Below are 20,444 nucleotides of genomic sequence, written 5' to 3'. Positions count from 1 at the left end.
GGAAACATTTTTAGTTGAAAACGTTTCCAGTGTGAACTATGTGTTTTACTTTCGCCGCCATTATGGATGAACAGGAAAGATCAATCATTGAAGGTTCTACGGAGCTATTCCTAAAGTATGGGATACGTAGCATCACGATGGATGATGTGGCGAGGGAGCTGGCGATCAGCAAGAAGACCCTGTACAAATATGTGTCGAACAAAGCCGACTTGGTTGACCGGTGCGTAAAGCATACGTTCACCGAGGTGTCAGACATCATGTCCAATGTTATCGGGAATGCCAACAACGCAATCGATGAGCTTTTCGCCATCGATTCTACGCTTTCCGAAGCCATGAAGGCTCAACACCCCGCCATTGAATTCCAACTCAAGAAATATTACCCAGCTACATGGAAGTGGCTATCCTCCAGACAAGAGGATATGATCAAGAATCAAACGCGAGATAACCTCGAAAAGGGAATTGCACAAGGAGTGTACAGAAGCGATGTAAACGTGGATTTCGTTTCCTACCTCTACTTCGCGCAGTTTTTGGCCATGCACGATCAAGACATTGTGCCGCTGACCATCTGCGAGAACCCGAAGTTCATACGTGCCCATTTCGAGTATCATTTACGCGGCGTCGCCTCCAAGAAAGGTTTGGAGTATTTGGAGAAGAAACTAGCAGAACACAACAAATCAACTGAACAAGAATGAAGAATATGAGAAGATATACGTGGATAGCGCTTCTCGCTGGCCCTGCATTGTGGGGTCAGGTAAATGAGCAACCGGAATCGCGGTCGTTCACCAGAGTAGAAGCCGAACAATACGCGCTCGAACACAGCTATGATGTGAGGCGCAATGACCTTGAGCTCTCCAGAGCAAAGGCCGTAATCTGGGAGAACATCGCTCTCGGTTTGCCGCAAGTAAGCACCAACGGAAACCTCACAAACAACCTCACCATCGGTGGTCAGGTTATCGAAATCGGCGGTCAGTCGCAGCTACTTCAATTCGGGGTGCAGTATTCCAGCGGCGTAGGTGTTCAAGTCGACCAGCTGATTTTCGACGGATCTTACATCGTTGCTCTCCTTGCCACGGAAGTCGTGAAGGAGAATGCCCAGAATGACTTTGAGCTATCGGCCATTGAAGTTCGCGAGCAAGTTGCTCAAGCTTATCACTTGGTGTTGGTAACGGAGCGCTCACTGGAAATCGTTGTAGAGGACATCAAGTACATTGAGCAGAGTTTGTCTGATACCCGCGGTTTATTCGAAGAGGGTTTTGTTGAAGCCTCTGATGTGGATCAGCTCGACCTCCTCCTTACGAACCTTCGCACGAACGAAGAGTACTTACAGCGTCAGTCAACCGTAGCGAGAACCATCCTCAAATTGAGAATGGGTATTCCGGTTGGTGAAACCGTAACCTTGACCGATCAAGTGGAGTCTTTGATGCTCATCGCCGAGGATGGATCAACCTTGTTGAATGAAGACTTTGACCTTACCAACCACATTGATTATCGCGTGCTTCAAACAGGAATTCGCGGTCAGGAGTTGAACCTCCGAAACGAACAGGTTCAATGGCTTCCTAAGTTGAACGGATTCTATCAATACAATTACGCTTTTCAAAGTCCAGATTTTGGAATTCTTTACGCCCCAGATGATGTTACCTCATTCGGGATCCCGGCGCAAGCCATTGGATTGAGTTTGAGATGGGACATCTTCCAGGGAGGTCGAAGAATCGCCCGTGTACAAGAAGCCAAGATTGCACTCGATCAACTTCGAATTCAGGAGGAACAGCTCACGGATGCATTGCGACTTCAATATCAAACCGCGCGAGCGGAGTACAGCTATGCAGTGAACAACTACCTAGCGCAGAAGAAGAACGTTCAAATCGCTAAAGACATCCGAGATAGAACCACGATCAAGTTCAATGAAGGTGTGGCTACTAGCCTCGAGTTCACGCAAGCGGAACGTCAATATCAAGAGTCACTCCGCAGCGTAATCAACGCGGCTCAGTCGGCACTCGACAAGCGAGTTTCGCTCGAACGAGTACTCGGAAAATTCAATTTAGATCAACAACCAACTCTATAATAGAACAACAGCAATGAAATCACTTAAGTACATAATCCCACTTGTGGCACTAACTGCTGTATCGTGCCAACAGCCATCTGATAGTGGCGACTTGAAGACTTTGCGTGAAGAGCGCGATAGTCTTGCAACACTAAACGGCACGATTCAAGAACGCTTGCTAGAAATTGATCAGCGTATCGCTGAACTCGATAGCACGACGAATTACACAACCGTTTCCACTCACAAAGTAGGAGCGGATAACTTCGAGCACTTTTTCCAAGTGTACGGTTCAGTTGAGGCAGACCAGAACGTCACCCTTTATGCTGAGTCTGCGGGTATGATTGAGCGCATCAGCGTTCGTGAAGGTCAGAGCGTTTCTAAAGGTCAGGCTCTACTAAACCTCGACGACGATGTGATTCGCAACAACATTCAGGAGGTTGAAACTTCGCTTAGCTTAGCGAAGACCCTTTATGAAAAGCAAGAGCGTTTGTGGCAGCAGAACATCGGTTCTGAAGTTGCATACCTCGAAGCCAAGAATCGTTACGAAGGGCTTCAAACAACAAAAGCCACATTGGAGGCACAGCTCGCCATGAGCAACTTGAAGGCTCCATTCAGCGGGGTTGTGGATGAGATTTTCCCGAAAGTAGGTGAGTACGCCGCACCAGGCATGCCGCTTATTCGTCTTGTTAACGTAAGCCAAGTTTATGTTACTGCAGACGTGCCGGAATCTTATGTAAACCGCGTAAAGACTGGAGAAGATGTAACACTTTACTTCCGTTCGATTCAAGATACGGTTGTGGCTAGCATCATTCAAGTTGGCCAGTTTATCAATCCTGACAACCGCACCTTTAAAATCAAGGTTGGTATTAGCCGTACATCTGGAGCGTACAAGCCAAACATGATGGCTTCAGTTCGCATTCGCGATTACGCAGCCGATTCAACCGTGGTACTTCCAAGCCACTTGATTCAGCAAAATCAAGAAGGGAAATCATACGTGTATGTGCTCTCTACCGATGATGCTGGTCTTGGAGATGTGAAACGTCAGTTTGTTCAGCTTGGTCTCTCTTACCAGGGCATGACTGAAATCCGTGGCGGACTTGAAGCGGGCAACCTCATTGTGGATAGAGGAGCCAGAAGTGTTCAAGATGGCGAACGCGTACGCATTGTAGAGGACTAATTCGGAATCGATAAGACATCCATACAGATGGAAGAAATACACAACACTAATCCAGAAGACATCAAGGAATTTGGTCTGTCCACCTTCGCGGTGAACAACCGAATGACGGCCTATGTCCTCACCTTCATCATCTTTGTTGCAGGTCTGAGCGCATACATTTCGATGCCTTCTGAAGCATTTCCAGAGATCGTAACTCCGGAAATCTATGTGGGAACGCCTTATCCAGGCAACTCCCCACTCGACATTGAAAAACTCATTACACGACCGATTGAGAAAGAAATCAACGGCGTGACCAATGTGGATGAGCTCAACTCTACTTCAGTTCAGGGTTACTCTACCATTCAGGTGAAATTCGATTTCTCAGTTCCTCCAAGCGAGGCCTTGAGAAAGGTGAAGGATAAGGTGGACGTGGCTAAGTCGGATCCCGATTTTCCGACCGATTTGCCGGCAGATCCGAACGTATTCGAGTTGAACTTCAACGAATTGGTGCCAATCCGTAACATCAACCTTTCGGGTCCGTTCACCATCGACCAACTCAACGATTACGCAGAGTACCTCGAAGATGAAATCGAAGGTTTGAGCGAAATTTCTAAGGTTGAGATTCGTGGGGTTGACGATAAAGAGGTTGCGGTAAATCTCGACATGCAGCGCATGGAAGCACTCAACTTGAGCTTCAATGATGTGGCTGGCGCCATCGCCAATGAAAACGTTTCGATATCTGGTGGTGACCTTCTCGTAGATGGCTACCGTAGAAACGTTCGCGTTGTTGGTGAATTCTCTGATGTTGAAGAGATTGAGAACATCATCGTCAAGTATGAAAATGCGGATGTAGTTTACCTGAGAAACATCGCGGAAATTACATACGGCGAGGTTGAGAAGGAAAGCTTTGCACGTGAACGTGGTGAGCCCGTAGTGATGCTCGACATCATGAAGCGTTCGGGTGAGAACCTCATCATCGTTTCAGAAAAAATCGATCAACTAGTTGAGGAAGCGAAACAAAACTACTTCCCAGAAGAATTGAGTATTACGGTTACAAACGACCAAAGTGACCAGACCAAAACGCAGTTGAACGACCTCGAGAACAGTATCATCCTCGGTGTACTTCTCGTAGTTGTGGTATTGATGTTCTTCCTTGGATTGAGAAACGCCCTCTTCGTAGGTATTGCGATTCCACTTTCCATGTTGATGAGCTTCTTCATCCTCAATGCGATGGGAGTAACGCTGAACACGATGGTGCTCTTCGCCCTCGTATTGGCACTTGGTATGTTGGTAGACAACGGTATCGTAGTTGTCGAAAACATCTATCGTTTGATGGATGAAGGGTACGATGCCATTACAGCGGCGAAAAAAGGAGCTGGTGAGGTTGCCTTGGCGATTATCGCATCTACAGCTACCACACTTGCGGCGTTTATTCCACTGGCTTTCTGGCCTGGAATCTTCGGTGAGTTCATGAAGTACTTGCCAATCACCTTGATTATCGTACTCGGTTCTTCCCTCTTTGTGGCATTGGTGATCAACCCAGCCCTAACATCAAAATTGATGAAGATTGAGGAGAAGGGTATGAACCCTAAGAAGTGGCTTCGCAGGGCAATAGTTGGACTTTTGGGCGGCGTACTTCTCGGGTACGTACTTCACTCATTCGCTCCAATGACCTTCCTACGTGCGGTGGGTAACCTCATGATTGTGGCCGCACTCAGCATCTTGTTCTACATGTACTTTGTAGTACCGATGACGGAGCGCTTCCAGAAGAAATTCCTTCCGCGATTGGAGGCTCGCTACGAGCGACTTCTCCGTTACGCCTTGAGAGGAAGAAACGCCTATGGTTTCTTCTTTGGAACGGTTGGATTGCTCATCTTCTCATTCATTTTGATTGGAAACTTCCCACCAAAAACGCTCTTCTTCCCAGAGAATCAGCCGCAGCAGGCGATTGTTTATGCGGAAATGCCAATTGGCACCGATATCATGGAAACAAACGCGCTTGCGCTAAAGATTGAGCAAGAGGTGTTCCGTGTGGTTGACAATTACACATATCCAAAAGAGGTAGATGGGCAGACCATCAACTTCAACTACATGGTAGAATCTGTGATTGCACAGGTGGGTGAGGGAACCTCTGATCCGAATCAGGGTCCATCCATGGCACAAACGCCAAACAAGGCGAAAGTCACTGTGGCATTCCGTCCTTTTGCTGAACGTCTAGATGAAGCGGGTCAGCCTGTGACAAGCTCATCCGTTCTTCAAAAGATTCGCGAGGCGATTTCAGACTACCCAGGCGTAAATATCGCGGTAGATAAGAACTCTGACGGACCTCCTTCAGGCCCACCGATTAACATCGAAGTAAGCGGTGAAGATTACGGTCAGCTTCTCGATGAAGCCGAAAACCTGCGCCGATTTGTGAAGAGCCGTGGTATTGTAGGTATCGAAGAGCTTCAAATTGATGTTCAGTCCGGAAAGCCAGAAATGCCAATTGAAATCGACCGCGTGAAGGCTAGAACTCTGGGCATTAGCACGGCACAGATTGGCGATGCGCTTCGTACGGCATTGTTCGGTAAAGAGGTGTCTAGATTCAAGGAAGGTGAGGATGATTTCCCTATCAACCTTCGTTTCAGCGATAACTACCGTCACAATATTGACGACCTTTTGAACCAACGCATTACTTTCCGCGATCCGGCAACGGGACGAATTAAGCAGGTGCCAATTAGTGCAGTTGCAACTGCGAAGTTGTCGAGCACATACTCGGCGGTCAAGAGAAAGGATTTGGACCGCGTGGTAACGCTTTACTCGAATGTAGAGGAAGGTGCGAACCCGACTGAGACGGTTGAGAAAATCAAGAAAGCTTTGGAGAGCTATGACATGCCTCGCGGTGTGAACTACAAGTTTACAGGTCAGCAAGAAGAGCAGGCAGAGCAGATGGCGTTCTTGTCTTCAGCCTTGTTGGCGGCTGTCTTCCTCATCTTCTTGATTTTGGTGGCTCAATTTAACTCGGCAAGCACTCCGTTTATCATTCTTACTACGGTTGTATTGAGTTTGATTGGTGTGCTTCTCGGGCTCGTGATTTTCCGCATGGAATTCGTGATTATGATGACCATGATTGGTATCATTTCACTTGCGGGAATTGTGGTTAACAATGCGATTGTATTGATTGACTACGCTAAACAGCTCCTTTCGAGAAGAAAGGTGGCCTTGGGCATTGCGCAGGATCAACTGCTTCCAAGAGAAGAATTGTATTCGATGATTGTTGAAGCTGGAAAAACGCGTTTGCGTCCGGTATTGCTCACGGCGATTACCACGGTCCTTGGATTGATTCCGTTGGCTACAGGTATGAACATCAACTTCATCACATTGATTACGGAAACGGATCCGCAGGTTTACTTTGGTGGTGACAACGTGATCTTCTGGGGACCAATGTCGTGGACAGTAATCTTTGGATTGTCGTTCGCCACGTTCTTGACCTTGGTGATTGTACCCGTAATGTTCTACTTGATAGAGCGCGGCAAGCGCCGTTTCTCGAAAGGTAAAAGTGTTGAAACGCTAGCGGTAGAGCCAGCGGAGTAGGGACTTTAGATAAATGTAGATTGAAAGGGGCGGAGAGAAATCTTCGCCCTTTTTTTATCAACTTCCATTCAAGCCTCTAGTTTGATTATTGAAATGGTGTCTTGAGATTCCGGTAGACGTTTTTCAAATCCTTTATCTTCGTAAGAAGAGCTAAAAAGGCACAAGATGGATACGCTAGAATTGAGGAACAAGCTTCATGAGTATGTAAATAAGGCAGATGATCACGTGCTTAGAATTATGAGTGCTGTATTTGAAAAGTACAATCGTGCTGACAGTGAGAACGTGGTTGCTTATACTATTGAAGGAGAGCCGTTGACCGTGTCAGAGTACCGAAAAGAAATAGAAGAAGCTGAAGAGCAAATCAAGCGCGGGGAGTACATCACACAAGAAGAACTCAAGCGTGAGGTTGATAAATGGCGGAAGTAGTATGGACCCGAAAAGCACAAAACTCGCTTAAAAAGATCTGGAACTTTTACGCCGAAAAGGACTTGAATGCCGCGAACAGGATAGTGAACGAGATATTATCCTCAACAGAGAGAATTAAGTATGTGAATCAGTTTCAGGTCGAAGAGTATCTAACTAAAAGACATCGTAGAATTGTAGTCAAGCATTTCAAGGTTATATACACCTCTACTAGAAGAAGAGTGCAGGTTCTTGATGTTTTCGATACACGACAAAGTCCAGATAAAATGAATCCCTGACTCCCTTAATCACGAAAGCGCCTCCAAATTCTTCTCTACCTGGAAGAAAGAATACACCATCCCGACAAGCCATAATCCGAGAACGACAACATCAATCAACATGGATTCCCCATAAATGCTAAAAGCAATCAGTTGCGCGGCTAGCAAGGAAAGGTTGATAATTAGGAACATGTTTGCGCTAAAACGCTGTGCAAAATTCCAATGAATTGTACTCTTCATCGATCTAGAAGTACGGTAGCCATACCACCCATTTATTTCTTTTGGAGGAAGTATTCTGAAGAGAATCAGAATTACGGAAGAGACCAGTATAACTGGATTGTGGGATATTTCTGACAAAATCTGAAGCATGAGAGATGCGTTTGTAATACTAGAACGAGAGAGCTCTTCAAATGGTTTGCCTAAAAATGAAGGAAGGTTCCCACAAAAGTGAAAACCCTCCTAACTAACTACTCAAACTAACCTATCGTTTATCTACGACCACGATGTGATCGACGTAACTCTTTCATTTGTTCCATCTGCTCCTCCGTGAGGATTTCAGACATCTCTTTTTTGAAGCTCTCCTGAAGTTCGCGCTGTTGACTTCTGAGTTCCTCCATTTTTGATTTTTGTTGTTCGAAGACGGCCCTTAGTCGTTCCTGCTGTTCTTGTGTAAGCTCGAGTTCTTCGGCCATGGTTTCAAGATCTGGATGATGTTCGCGGCGTTCGGCGTGAGACTCCTGTCCGCGAGCTTCCCCTCTGTGACCTCTTTCGCCATGAGCATGTCGGCGTTCTCCTCTATTCGCACGCATCAACTCGCGAGCTTGCTCTTGCTGCTCTTCAGTCAGAATCTCCTGCATGTCTGCCTTCAATTCTTCTGTTAGAGCCTGTCTTTCTTCACGCTGACGTTTCATTGTGGCATTAAAGGCATCAAGTTTCTCCTTCAATTGAGCCTGTTGTTCCTCTGAAAGCTCGAGTTCTTCGGTAATGCGTTCCAGGCGATGCTCTATATTCTGTGGACGCTCCGGTTGTGCAAAGGCTGTCGTTGATGCTAGCGCTAAAACTAGTCCCACTCGGCCTATTGATTTTGTGTTGATTATCATGATTACTTGAATTAGTGATGAACTGATTTCGGGGGTATGATGTGGGGAGGGATAGATAGGTTTAAAGGGGGGAGGGGTTTTAACGGTTTTTTGGGAGGTAGGCTATGGGAAACGGGGGCAAAGAGGTTTCTCGCGGAGAATATGAGGTTTACGTGGTGGAGAGAGTTCGCGGAGGATGAGCTTAGCGGATGCGCGTGACCTGGTTCTCGCAAAACCGCAATATTAAAATCATACTGGTGTGTAAAAAGCGCAAAACCGGTGTAGGGAACACCTATTTCTGTCATGAAATTGATAGCTGCATTGAATTCCCAGCTATAGGCACGGCGCTTTAACGCATACCAACCATTTTTGCGGTTTTTGTCCGCTAAGTTGGTTTTGATAATAGCGGTTTTGCGAGAAACACATTCGAGTATTCCACCACGCATATCCATAAAAAAAGGCCACCCTCTCAGGCAGCCTTTCCATATACATTGAAGGATGTGATTTAAACCACACCTTGATCAATCATTGCGTCGGCAACTTTAACGAAGCCAGCGAGGTTTGCACCTTTAACGTAGTCAACCATGCCGTCTTCTTGTGTACCGTACTTCACACATGCAGCGTGAATATCCTTCATAATAGCGTGAAGCTTAGAGTCAACCTCTTCGCGAGTCCAGCTCATACGAAGTGAGTTCTGCGACATCTCCAAACCTGAAGTAGCAACACCACCTGCGTTAGAAGCCTTTCCTGGAGAGAAAAGAATCTTGGCGCTGTGGAACTCATGAACAGCTTCTGGAGTACAAGGCATGTTTGCACCTTCGCCAACCGCCATTACGCCATTGCTAAGTAGCGTCTTTGCGTCGTCTCCATTCAACTCGTTTTGAGTTGCACAAGGGAGGGCAATGTCACACTTCGTTCCCCAAGGAGTTTTTCCTTCGGTGAAGCTAGCGCTAGCGTACTTATCAGCGTATTCAGAAATACGACCTCTGCGGTTGTTCTTCAAGTCCATGATGAAGTTGAGCTTATCAGCATCAATTCCTTCTGGGTCGTGAATGAAACCACCTGAATCCGACATAGTAACCACCTTAGCGCCGAGTTGAATACACTTCTCAGCCGCAAACTGTGCTACGTTACCAGAACCAGAGATTACAACCGTTTTACCGTCGAAAGACTCACCTTTAGTGTTGAGCATTTCTTGAGCGAAGTAAACGGTACCGTAACCGGTCGCTTCTGGACGAATCAATGACCCACCCCAGTTGAGACCTTTACCAGTTAGAACACCGGTAAACTCATTGCGGAGGCGCTTGTACTGGCCGAACATGTAGCCAATCTCGCGGCCACCAACGCCGATGTCACCAGCAGGCACGTCGGTATCAGGACCAATGTGACGCTGAAGCTCGGTCATGAAGCTTTGGCAAAAGCGCATTACTTCGTTATCAGACTTACCCTTAGGGTTGAAGTCGGCACCACCTTTACCACCGCCCATAGGAAGTGTGGTAAGTGAGTTCTTGAAAATTTGCTCGAAACCGAGGAACTTCAATACAGAAAGGTTCACGGTTGGGTGGAAGCGAAGACCGCCTTTGTATGGCCCAATTGCTGAGTTGAACTCAACGCGGTAACCACGGTTCACTTGAACCTCGCCGTTGTCGTCGGTCCACGGCACGCGGAACATGATAACACGCTCAGGCTCTACAATTCGTTCGAGGATCTTAGCTTCCTTGTACTTAGGGTTATCCTCCATGAAAGGGATAACAGATTCAGCTACTTCTTCAACAGCTTGAAGGAACTCCGGCTCATGGCCGTTAGTAGCTTTAACGGATTCCATGAAGGCATCCACCATTGCTTGGGTGTCTTTAGCCATATCGACTGTGTGTTGGTTAAGCGCTACGGAAGCGCGGGTTCACGGGACAAATGTAGTGGATTTTTTGGTTCATCAGGACAGAGGGTTGGAGGGTTGGAGGGTTAGAGGGTTGGACTTGCTTTCGGGTTGACTTTCGGGATGGGTTAATTCCTGATTAATGATTTGATTGTCATGGTTTTGATTCCTCTTGGAGCTTATGGATTAGCCCCCAGATTTGCTTTGAAACCTCCTTTGATTTTTTAAGTGCGGAAGACACTTTTTCTTTGTTGGTTCCTTTGATCGTCATCGCTAGGCTAAGTTGACAAGTTAACTCAGCACATTAAGATGCCGAGTAATTCAAAAATCTGAGAAAGTCTGCATTGGTTTTCCTTTGTGAACCTTCGGCAATATTCGAAGGAACACTGAATGATGTTTTGAAAATGTGATCTGCCAACTGCTTGCCCTTGTCAACAGCATCTATATCATAACATTCTCTTGCCAGCTCCATAGAACTATGGTATACTTTGAGTCTCTGGTAATTGTGTTTCATGCGCCAAACCTAGAGAGCCGAGAATGAATTACCCGTTGATAAACGTTTAATAACGGATATCACCTCCAACCCGCCGAAATCGTCTAACCCTCCAACCCTCCAACCCTCCAACCCTCCGACCCTCTGACCCTCCAAAATCATCATATCACTACGTTAAATCTAATCACTACTCTTTCCTTGATGACTTAGCTCAATTTAGAACCCAAGCTCAGCGTCTAACCCTCCAACCCTCTCACCCTCCAACCCTCCAACCCTCCAAATTCCCTACCTTTGCCCCATGCTCGAAGACAAAACCCCACAACGCACACCACTAGGTGATTTAGGTGAGTTTGGACTGATAAAACACATCACTTCCAAAATCCCATTGTACAACGATACCGTTCTTGGTGTTGGCGATGATGCCGCAATTATTGAAGCGCGAGATGAGCAAACTCTCATTTCGACCGATATGCTAGTGGAAGGAGTGCATTTCGACCTCTCTTATCAGCCACTTAAACACCTCGGCTATAAAGCGGCCGTGGTCAACTTATCCGACATCTATGCGATGAACGGCAACGCGACCCAACTCGTGGTTTCAATGGCGGTTTCGAATAGATTCCCCGTGGAGGCAGTAGAGGAACTGTACTCAGGAATACGCCTGGCTTGCGAACGATTCCACGTGGATCTCGTCGGTGGTGATACAACCTCTTCGACTTCTGGATTGATTCTTAGCCTAACCGTGCTCGGTAAGCAAAAAGCGGAGAAAGTGGTGCGAAGAGACGGCGCGCAACCGAGCGATCTCATTGTAGTTTCTGGCGACCTTGGTGGAGCCTACATGGGACTTCAAATTCTCGAACGTGAAAAGGCGGTCTTTCAAGAAAACCCAGATATTCAACCCGACCTCCAAGGCAATGAATACGTTCTCGAACGTCAGCTGAAGCCAGAAGCTCGTCAAGATGTGGTAAAAATCCTTCACGAACTGGATGTAGTTCCTACTTCGATGATTGATATTTCAGATGGACTCTCTTCCGAACTTCTGCACCTTTGCGAAGGTTCAAAGCGCGGTTGCCGACTGTTCGAAGAGAAGATTCCTATCGACCCAAAGGTGTATGACCTTTGTGAAGAGTTCAATCTGAATACAACTACAGTAGCACTTAACGGTGGCGAAGATTACGAGCTTCTTTTCACGATTAAGCTTGAGGATTTCGACAAGATTAAGGGCAATCCAAACTTGAGTGTGATTGGTCACATCACGGAAGACGAAAACAGATACCTCGTTACCCGCGATAACGTCGCTATCGAACTCACAGCGCAAGGCTGGAATCCGCTAGCCGATAAAGAGGAGTAGTTTTGAATGAGCATCAGAATTAGAGAGATAGAACCAAGCGATAACGCAGCCGTTGCAAAAATGATCCGCGGCGTATTCGAAGAATTCGATGCCGAACGCTGCGGAACAGTCTATTCTGATCCTACTACCGATAACCTCTACGAAGTTTTCAGAAACCCAAAGTCCGTATACTTTGTGGCCGAAGAGGACGGCCAGATTGTAGGTGCATGCGGAATTTATCCTACCAATGGTTTGCCCGAGGGCTATGCCGAACTTGTAAAGTACTATTTGCCCGCCAAGGCCAGAGGAAAGGGTATCGGCAGGGAGCTCATGGAAAGATCAACCGCTGCGGCTTTAAAAATGGGCTATACACACCTTTATTTAGAAAGCCTACCTGAATTCAGCAAGGCGGTGAGCATTTATGAAAAACAGGGCTTCAAACCTCTGGAGAAGCCTCTGAGCACCGAACATCCAGGCTGTAATCTTTGGTTTCTGAAGAAGCTGTAATTCGTGGTTTGGTTCCTAGTATTCAGTATCTTCAAGGCATGAGAAAACTCCTGGCCTTCAGTCTACTGTGTGCATCCACCATTGGGTTTGCCCAATCGGCTCATATCGACGCCGTCCAAACCATCCCTTTCAAATTCACTCACGCCTACCGCATTGCTGGTACTGCGCCAGAGTATTTCACTAGCAAAGAGCGGATGGATGCTCTGAATGTTCGCGGGATGTCAATAGCTGTAGTCAAAGACGGTGATGTGGCTTGGTCACTCAATTTTGGGTTACAAAATGTGAAGGATTCTATTCCCGTAAACATGCAAACGCTTTTTCAAGCTGCCTCTATTTCAAAGCCTATTACGGGAATCGCTGTTTTACATCTCGTACAAGAAGGTGTGTTGGATTTAGATACTGATGTGAACGAATACCTCTCTAGTTGGAGCGTTCCTGAGTCTGAATTCACCCAAGATGAAAAGGTGACTCTCCGCAGATTACTCTCCCATACAGCTGGTGTTACCGTCCATGGGTTCCCAGGATACCCAAACGGAACAGAGATGCCATCTACGCTTGAGGTCCTTGAGGGAGAGGGGAACACTCCTGTGATTGAGGTTGATATGGTTCCCGGCTCCGAGTGGCGCTATTCTGGCGGAGGATATGTGATCATCCAACAACTTATTGAAGATGTAACTGGAGTGCCTTTCGCGGAGTATATGGACACTCAAGTTCTCCCAGAATTGGGGATGAATCACAGTACATTCTCCCAACCTATCCATTCAGATTATGAGGAGTTTGCGAGCCTTGCTTATCATGGCGACGGCACCGTGTACAGCGGTGGTTGGCACAATTATCCGGAGATTGCTCCTGCCGGACTTTGGACAACAAGCCAGGATTTAGCACTGTACATGCGCTATGTTCACAGAGTCTATACCGGAAAGATGGAATCTGACTTCATCAGTAAAGCGCTGATTGATGAAATGCTTACCCCTTACAGTGATGAATTTGTTTGGGGACTAGGTCCAGCGCTTGAGTACCAAAGCGACTCCCTTCGAATGCAACATGGGGGCAAGAATGCAGGGTTCTCAAACATCATGATGATGTATCCTGCCTATTGCGATGGAGTTGTCATTCTCACCAATTCTGACAATGGCCGAATCTTGATGCGTGAAGCAATGAGAGCAGTTTCGGAGTATTACGCTTGGAATGCCGACAAGCAGGAGGTTGTCACTCGGGCAGAGCTGACCGAAGAACAGAAGAACACCGTTGCCGGTCGATATCTAATGGAAAACGGCAGAGGATATGCCGTTGAACTCGTTTGGGAAGGAGAAAAGCTACGAATCACCGATGGAAATCCGACTACAGATGAGGTCGTCATTCCAACTTCTGATAGTCGCTATATCGACTTGGTTGACGGAGATGTACTCGAGTTTCCCGAAGGTCTCGAAAGCGGAGTATTCCAATGGAATGGAATCTACACTTTTGAAAAGGAGGATTAGTCAAAGTCCCAAATCATGGTCATCTGGAGACCTGTATTGTGGTAATAACCAAGCGATCCGTAATTGTCCCACTGGTCGAGGTATGCGAGCTCCAAAGCCACCTTTTCCGTGAAGTTGTAGCCAGCTCCAACATAAATCCAGTTGCGGTCGAAGGAGCTGACGTGTATCCCTTCGTTCACATTTACCCACAACTCATCGAAGATGTGCGCATACCACTTTTCACTTAAGCGAACTTTAGCGGTTAGGCGATAACGGAATCTATTTCTGAAGTCAATGGGAATGTCCTCGTCACCTTGGTCGGGCTGGATTTCCGACCAACGATGTTCAAGTCGCAACCGGTGCGAGAAGTTCAAAAAGTCCCAAGGTGAGTGATCAAGTGTAATCTGTTCCCAAATGTTGTGTTCGTTCAATGTTGCGCCAACGTCAAAAACACCATGGGGAGATGTTCGAATGTAGCTGTATCCGAAGCTGGCCGTAAAGCCCGCGGCTGCATGGTAATCTACCCAGGGACGAAGGAGAAGTTGTTTCTGTTCAGAAAAATAATCATGCCGACGAAGGTGAAACTCGTTTCCAACGGTCCACTTTTCGTTGATGTCATATCTGTTTAGGAGAAGGAACCACATTTCATCACCTTTGTAAACCTGAGGGTCAGAAACCTGTTGTCCAAATAGAAAAGAAGAACAAAGTAAGGTGAGGGATAGGATTGTCGTCTTTTTCATCACTGCAAAGTTAACCTAGCACATCGAATATGCACATCGCCATCATTTCTGGTTCAAACCGCATGGGAAGAAAGAGCCATGGAATTGCCCAGTATCTCGAGAAAACGATTTCTGAACGTCCCGAAGTTGAAAAGGTGACCATGCTCGATGTACACGAGTATAACTTCCCGGTTATGGACGAACGCCGAGGAAGATTGGACGATCCGCACCCTGGTCTTGAAGAGTTTGGAAAGACCGTTGAATCATGCGATGCAGTGGTTATTGTTACACCTGAGTACAATGGTGGAATGGCCGGAAGCTTGAAGAATACGCTGGATTACTTCAGACCAGAATTCGATCACAAAGTGATGACGGCAGTGACCGTGAGTTCGGGTAGTTTTGGTGGAGTGAACGCCCTGCATCAACTTTGGTTTTGGATGAACTATGTAGGAGGCATCATCACGCCACAGAAGCTTTTGGTGAGCCATGTGAATGATGTCTTCGATGAGAATGGTGAAGTTCAAGATGAGCGCTTCCTGCGCAACAGCGGCAAAACCATCGATGACCTCATTTGGCTTGCTCAAAAAATAATGGACTGAAATCCGAGAACTTTTGAATCGGTTTTCGGTACTTTCTAGTGCATGTCGGCCGAACTCATTTCCAAAGCAACAGACTGGTTTCAATCGAAAGGTTGGAAACCCTTTCCTTTCCAAGAGGAGGCATGGGAGAAGTACGCGAAAGGCAGAAGTGGATTGGTGAATGCTCCCACCGGGAGTGGCAAAACCTACAGTCTGCTCTTGCCGGCTATGTTGGCAGCAAATCCAAAGAAGAAAGGACTTAAGGTCATTTGGATTACGCCAATTCGAGCTCTTTCTAAGGAAATTGAACAAGCGTCTAAACGTGCCGTCGAAGGACTAAGTTTAGATTGGGAAGTAGGCGTAAGAACGGGTGATACTTCGCAGAAGGAGAAACAGAAGCAACGTGTAGCCTTGCCCGATTTGCTCATCACAACTCCTGAGAGCTTGCACTTGTTGATGTCGCAAAAGCGCGCATCTCACCTGTTCCGAAATTTAGAATGCATTGTGGTTGATGAGTGGCATGAGCTGCTCGGGTCAAAACGCGCGGTGCAAGTCGAATTAGCGCTCTCAAAGCTGAAGTCATGGCGACCCAAACTCCGCGTTTGGGGTATTTCCGCAACCATTGGGAATATGGATGACGCGATGGACATCTTGATGGGAACCAACCCGCCTCGCCCGAAGCCCGTTGTCATTCGCGCAAATCATGAGAAGCAAATTGAGGTGGTGAGCATACTTCCGGATGACGTCACCGAACTCCCTTGGGCCGGTCACCTTGGAATCCGATTGCTTGAGAAGGTCATTCCCACCATCAAATCCTCCAAGAGTTGCCTCATTTTTACGAACACGAGGAGCCAAGCCGAAATCTGGTACCAACGAATTCTCGAGGTAGCTCCAGAGCTAGCAGGCTGGATTGGGATGCACCATGGGAGTATCGATAAGAAGCTTCGCCATTGGGTAGAAGATGCCTTACACACGGGCGACTTAAAGGCTGTGGTTTGCACATCGAGCTTAGACCTAGGCGTGGACTTTCGTCCAGTTGAAACCATCATCCAGATTGGAAGTCCGAAAGGTGTAGCTCGCTTCATCCAACGCGCAGGAAGATCTGGGCATCAACCTGGCGCTACCAGCAAAATATACTTTGTGCCCACACATACGCTAGAGTTGATTGAGGCCTCAGCGCTAAGAGCCGCAATTAATCAACAGATAATTGAAGAGCGAATGCCATACGTCCGCTCCTTTGATGTCTTGTTACAATGGCTAGTAACCCTAGCCGTAGGAGAAGGGTTCTATGCCAGCGAAGCGCTTGAACAGCTGAGGTCCACAGTGAGTTTTGGATCGATTACCGACCGAGAATGGCAATGGTGCTTGAACTTCATTACACACGGAGGTGAACCGCTGGAGGGGTACGATGAATTTCACCGCGTTGAAGTCGATCCCGATGGAAAGTACGTGGTGAACAGCAGGAAAGTTTCGTTCCGACATCGCCTGAGTATGGGTACTATAGTCAGTGAGGGCTTGATGAAGGTTAGACTTGCTTCAGGAGGATTCTTGGGTACGATTGAAGAGTACTTCATTTCTCGGTTGAAAGTCGGAGAAGTCTTTTGGTTTGCCGGCAGAAACCTAGAGCTGATTGAGGTGCGCGGTATGACTGTAAAGGTCAGAAAAGCAATGACCAAAGCGGGTAAGGTTCCAAGTTGGCAGGGAGGAAGAATGCCGTTGAGCGCTCAGCTTGGAGCCATGCTTAGAGTGAAGCTAGGGGAAGCTTATATCAATAAAATTACCACAGCAGAAGAGGAGCCTGAACTTCACATGATTCAGCCTTTGATTGAATTGCAGGCCGAGCGATCTATGGTGCCTTCGGAAAAGGAGCTCTTGATTGAATACTTCGAAAGCGACGAAGGTTATCACCTCTTCATTTATCCATTTGAAGGAAGACTTGTTCACGAAGGAATGGCGGCGTTAATCGCTTATCGACTAGGGCTCTTCTCGCCAATCACCTTCAGCATTGCCATGAACGATTACGGGTTCGAGTTATTGAGTGACCAACCGATTCCGATTGAAGATGCGATTGATTCAGACATCTTTTCGACGACTGATTTAAGGGAAGACATTCAGGCAAGTGTGAACGAGACCGAAATGGCGCGCCGACGCTTCAGAGATATTGCGCATATTTCTGGGTTGGTCTTTGGGGGATACCCCGGTAAACCCGTCAAAGTTCGGCACCTGCAATCCAACTCTCAGCTCTTCTTCAATGTGTTCTTGGAGGATGAGCCGGATAATTTGCTCTTACTTGAAGCCTACGAAGAAGTACATACATTTCAGCTTGAGGAAGCTCGTATGCGCGCTGCTATGGAACGCATTATGAGTCAGGAAATTCGCTTAATTTACATGGAGAAACCAAGCCCGCTTTCGTTCCCGATAATGGTCGATCGCCTCAGAGAAAAAATCTCCAGCGAATCTCTTCAAGATCAGGTGAAGCGTATGCAAGAATGGTAAAAATGAAAGACTACTCAGCTGAAGAAATAGATAGCCTGATTCAAAGATTTGAGCGGCAGGAGTTGCCTAAGCCAGAATGGACGCATGAGGCTCATTTGGTGGTGGCCATTTGGTACAACTATCAACTCGATAAAAAGAGTGCAATGGATAGAGTGCGAGACCTTATCACACGTCACAATACTTCCGTTGGAACGCCAAACACCGATTCGGAAGGATACCACGAGACCATCACTCAGTTTTGGATGAATGCGGCGGATGGTTTTATAGCTGAACGAAAGTCACGTTCCGTGTATGATTTGTGCTCCGAGTTCATTCAATCTGACTTTGCCTCAAGTTCCACTCCTCTTCAGTTTTACTCTGAGGCCGTGCTTTTTTCGGTTGAGGCCAGACACAATTGGGTGGAGCCAAACCGGCGAGGTTAATTTAGATTGATTCAATTGAAACCATTAGAGTCAATACTATACTTTTAGGGTCTATTAACTCTCAAAACCTCTCAAGACCATGTCTACTAGAGCTGAGCAACTCGCTTTCTGTACGCAATGTACAAAGCGGAGTTTCGACCCTGCCAAGGGTGTGATTTGCAGTTTAACCTCCGAGCAAGCCACTTTTGACGGTACTTGCCCTGACTACGAAAAAGACGAAACCGTAAAACCCAAGCCATTAGTTTCTGATGATGGTACTGCAGGGGCCAGTGCAAACGAAGTGGTAGACCTGCTTTCTCCAGAGTACAAGCAGCAATTGAAAGACCAGCAGAACATCGTTACAGGATTGATAGCTTCCCTTGTTGTAGGATTGACAACGGCTATTCTGTGGGCGACGATAACTATTGTGACGGAGTATCAGATTGGATGGTTAGCTGTGGGCGTAGGGGCCGCAGTAGGTATCACCATGAGGTTCGCAGGTAAGGGAATTGATCAGGTATTTGGACTGATAGGTGGAGCTGTTGCCCTCTTCAGTGTTGTGCTTGGGAACATCTTTGTGATCGTTGGCTTGGTGGCTGACATGGAAGGGCTTACGGTTTTTGAAACGCTTTCTCTGATGAATTGGAGCATCCTTCCTGAATTGATGGCAGAGACCTTTAGCCCGATTGATATTCTGTTTTACTTCCTAGCCATTGGGGCAGGGTATAAGTATTCCTTTAGGACAATCGATCAGATCAAGTGATTTGCTGGATATGAGTTTTTGGTTTTCGGTACCTTAGGGAAAACCAATGCCTAACATATCCCAGCAGCTATGAAAAAGCTTATTGCTCTTGCCATGTGTTCATCGATCTCGCTAGCCGTGTTTGGGCAGAATGAGATTGAGCAGGGTAAACTCTACATTTCCCCACTTCCCATCATTGCGGCAAACCCGGCGTTTGGTGTGATCTATGGAGGTGCGGCTTCGGTTGGGGTGTACATGGGAGATCCTACTACAACCTCCATGTCGAGTGGATTGATTACCGCAACCTATTCGACTAAGCAACAGTTGATGTTCACCTTTAAGGCGAATTCGTATACCCATGACAACGAGTGGATGTTGATGACGGATTTCCGATTATTCTTCAGTTCTCAACCCACCTACGGGCTTGGAACAGGTCCGAGTAGTCACATTTTGTCTGATTCTGACATCGAGTTTGATGAGGCATTGTCCACCAACAACGGTCAAGGTGAAATGCTCAACTTCAATCTTGTTAGGATTCACCAAACCGGCTTGAGAAAGATTAATGAAACGATGTATGCTGGGGTGGGTTACCACCTGGATGTTTTCGGAAGTATTGAAGACCCATTGGTAGATTTGAACGCAATGCCACCCGTTGCTAGTAATCACTACGCATACAGTGTGAAATATGGATTTGATCCAACGGCGTATACTGTTTCGGGACTTTCGCTTAACTGGACATTGGACACGCGAGACAATGTAGCAAACACCTATAACGGGCGCTACGCATTTGCTTCATTTCGGTACAATCCAGAGTTCTTGGGGAGTGATCAATCGTCGACGCAACTGTGGTTAGAGTATCGTGATTTTGTTGGCCTATCTAGCACCAGTGAAAGAAACCTTCTGGCGTTTTGGTCCTTTGCCAACTTCACTACCAGTGGTAGGCTCCCGTACATGGCGCTGCCCGCGTTAGGTTGGGATCAAATGGGGCGATCGGGACGCGCCTTTCCACAAGGACGCTTTAGAGGGAATAACATGTTTTACGCGGAGGCGGAATGGAGATTTCCGCTGCCTCTCATCGCGTCGAAACCAGATTTGCTGGGCGGAGTTGTCTTCGCAAATGTCACAACGGCTTCTTCAGAAGACAACAACATAAACCTTTTCCAATACATGGAGCCGGCCGCTGGAATCGGACTTCGGATAATGCTACAAAAAAGGGCGAGAACGAATCTCACCCTTGATTATGGCTGGGGGCCAAATGGTGCCGGAGCTTTCTATTTGAACCTCAATGAATATTTCTAGAAAGTACGTGAAAATGT

Annotated in this window: 19 protein-coding genes; 14 read left to right on the top strand and 5 right to left on the bottom strand. The window is 47.0% G+C overall.

Going from position 1 to position 20,444, the window contains the following annotated elements; genetic code table 11:
• The first annotated feature begins 38 nt into the window (after positions 1 to 38).
• From F8C67_RS10380 to F8C67_RS10355, 6 genes are all read left to right on the top strand, one after another.
• Positions 39 to 692: a TetR/AcrR family transcriptional regulator gene (locus F8C67_RS10380; protein WP_151667777.1), complete on the top strand. Its 654-nt coding sequence runs from the start codon at positions 39 to 41 to the stop codon at positions 690 to 692.
• Positions 689 to 2,062, top strand: coding sequence for a TolC family protein (locus F8C67_RS10375; protein ID WP_151667776.1), 1,374 nt, complete (start codon positions 689 to 691; stop codon positions 2,060 to 2,062). Before F8C67_RS10380 ends, F8C67_RS10375 begins: the two co-directional genes overlap by 4 nt.
• 13 nt (positions 2,063 to 2,075) lie before the next feature.
• Complete coding sequence (locus tag F8C67_RS10370) at positions 2,076 to 3,218, top strand: efflux RND transporter periplasmic adaptor subunit (RefSeq protein ID WP_151667775.1); 1,143 nt, start codon at positions 2,076 to 2,078, stop codon at positions 3,216 to 3,218.
• A gap of 27 nt (positions 3,219 to 3,245) precedes the next feature.
• Complete coding sequence (locus tag F8C67_RS10365; protein WP_151667774.1) at positions 3,246 to 6,770, top strand: efflux RND transporter permease subunit; 3,525 nt, start codon at positions 3,246 to 3,248, stop codon at positions 6,768 to 6,770.
• A gap of 165 nt (positions 6,771 to 6,935) precedes the next feature.
• Entirely contained in the window at positions 6,936 to 7,196 is a 261-nt protein-coding gene (locus tag F8C67_RS10360; RefSeq protein ID WP_151667773.1) for a SurA N-terminal domain-containing protein, read from the top strand.
• The gene (locus tag F8C67_RS10355) at positions 7,184 to 7,471 is read left to right on the top strand and encodes a type II toxin-antitoxin system RelE/ParE family toxin (protein ID WP_151667772.1); all 288 of its coding nucleotides are present in this window, start codon (positions 7,184 to 7,186) and stop codon (positions 7,469 to 7,471) included. Before F8C67_RS10360 ends, F8C67_RS10355 begins: the two co-directional genes overlap by 13 nt.
• 9 nt (positions 7,472 to 7,480) lie before the next feature.
• Here F8C67_RS10355 and F8C67_RS10350 read toward each other — a convergent pair whose 3' ends face one another.
• The 4 genes from F8C67_RS10350 to F8C67_RS10335 form a co-directional block, all read right to left on the bottom strand.
• On the bottom strand, positions 7,481 to 7,819 hold the full coding sequence (locus F8C67_RS10350; RefSeq protein ID WP_151667771.1) for an SdpI family protein: 339 nt from the start codon (positions 7,817 to 7,819) through the stop codon (positions 7,481 to 7,483).
• Positions 7,820 to 7,938: 119 nt separating this feature from the next.
• On the bottom strand, positions 7,939 to 8,550 hold the full coding sequence (locus F8C67_RS10345) for a hypothetical protein (protein ID WP_151667770.1): 612 nt from the start codon (positions 8,548 to 8,550) through the stop codon (positions 7,939 to 7,941).
• A 484-nt stretch (positions 8,551 to 9,034) separates the two neighbouring features.
• Positions 9,035 to 10,390: an NADP-specific glutamate dehydrogenase gene (gene gdhA, locus F8C67_RS10340; RefSeq protein ID WP_151667769.1), complete on the bottom strand. Its 1,356-nt coding sequence runs from the start codon at positions 10,388 to 10,390 to the stop codon at positions 9,035 to 9,037.
• 319 nt (positions 10,391 to 10,709) lie between these two features.
• Positions 10,710 to 10,919: a four helix bundle protein gene (locus F8C67_RS10335; protein WP_151667768.1), complete on the bottom strand. Its 210-nt coding sequence runs from the start codon at positions 10,917 to 10,919 to the stop codon at positions 10,710 to 10,712.
• Positions 10,920 to 11,196: 277 nt separating this feature from the next.
• Here F8C67_RS10335 and thiL point away from each other — a divergent pair, with 277 nt between their 5' ends.
• From thiL to F8C67_RS10320, 3 genes are read left to right on the top strand one after another with little or no spacing between them, the layout of a single operon-like run.
• Positions 11,197 to 12,246 carry a thiamine-phosphate kinase gene (gene thiL, locus F8C67_RS10330; RefSeq protein WP_151667767.1) on the top strand — a complete coding sequence of 350 codons (1,050 nt, stop codon included), beginning with the start codon at positions 11,197 to 11,199 and terminating at the stop codon, positions 12,244 to 12,246.
• Between the two features lie 6 nt (positions 12,247 to 12,252).
• A complete protein-coding gene (locus F8C67_RS10325) occupies positions 12,253 to 12,732 on the top strand; it encodes a GNAT family N-acetyltransferase (RefSeq protein ID WP_151667766.1) in 480 nt (159 codons plus the stop codon).
• 38 nt (positions 12,733 to 12,770) lie between these two features.
• On the top strand, positions 12,771 to 14,213 hold the full coding sequence (locus F8C67_RS10320; RefSeq protein WP_151667765.1) for a serine hydrolase domain-containing protein: 1,443 nt from the start codon (positions 12,771 to 12,773) through the stop codon (positions 14,211 to 14,213).
• Here the strand turns inward: F8C67_RS10320 and F8C67_RS10315 are convergent.
• A complete protein-coding gene (locus F8C67_RS10315) occupies positions 14,210 to 14,932 on the bottom strand; it encodes a DUF2490 domain-containing protein (RefSeq protein WP_151667764.1) in 723 nt (240 codons plus the stop codon). The two genes, F8C67_RS10320 and F8C67_RS10315, sit on opposite strands and share 4 nt — an antisense overlap.
• A gap of 29 nt (positions 14,933 to 14,961) precedes the next feature.
• Here F8C67_RS10315 and F8C67_RS10310 point away from each other — a divergent pair, with 29 nt between their 5' ends.
• The 5 genes from F8C67_RS10310 to F8C67_RS10290 all read left to right on the top strand — a co-directional run bounded on the left by F8C67_RS10310 (position 14,962) and on the right by F8C67_RS10290 (position 20,427).
• Positions 14,962 to 15,510 (top strand): NADPH-dependent FMN reductase, encoded by a 549-nt coding sequence (locus tag F8C67_RS10310; RefSeq protein ID WP_151667763.1) that lies wholly within the window; start codon positions 14,962 to 14,964, stop codon positions 15,508 to 15,510.
• Positions 15,511 to 15,552: 42 nt separating this feature from the next.
• Entirely contained in the window at positions 15,553 to 17,985 is a 2,433-nt protein-coding gene (locus F8C67_RS10305; RefSeq protein ID WP_151667762.1) for a ligase-associated DNA damage response DEXH box helicase, read from the top strand.
• Positions 17,986 to 17,987: 2 nt separating this feature from the next.
• Positions 17,988 to 18,407 carry a hypothetical protein gene (locus F8C67_RS10300; protein WP_151667761.1) on the top strand — a complete coding sequence of 140 codons (420 nt, stop codon included), beginning with the start codon at positions 17,988 to 17,990 and terminating at the stop codon, positions 18,405 to 18,407.
• Between the two features lie 79 nt (positions 18,408 to 18,486).
• Positions 18,487 to 19,149, top strand: a complete 663-nt coding sequence (locus F8C67_RS10295; protein WP_151667760.1) for a hypothetical protein — start codon at positions 18,487 to 18,489, stop codon at positions 19,147 to 19,149.
• Positions 19,150 to 19,218: 69 nt separating this feature from the next.
• Positions 19,219 to 20,427, top strand: coding sequence for a BamA/TamA family outer membrane protein (locus F8C67_RS10290; RefSeq protein WP_151667759.1), 1,209 nt, complete (start codon positions 19,219 to 19,221; stop codon positions 20,425 to 20,427).
• The last annotated feature ends 17 nt before the right edge of the window (positions 20,428 to 20,444 follow it).

Origin of the sequence: Phaeocystidibacter luteus, assembly GCF_008933115.1 — a bacterium.
GTDB classification, from domain to species: domain Bacteria; phylum Bacteroidota; class Bacteroidia; order Flavobacteriales; family Schleiferiaceae; genus Phaeocystidibacter; species Phaeocystidibacter luteus.
This window is presented reverse-complemented; position numbering and strand designations above follow the sequence as displayed.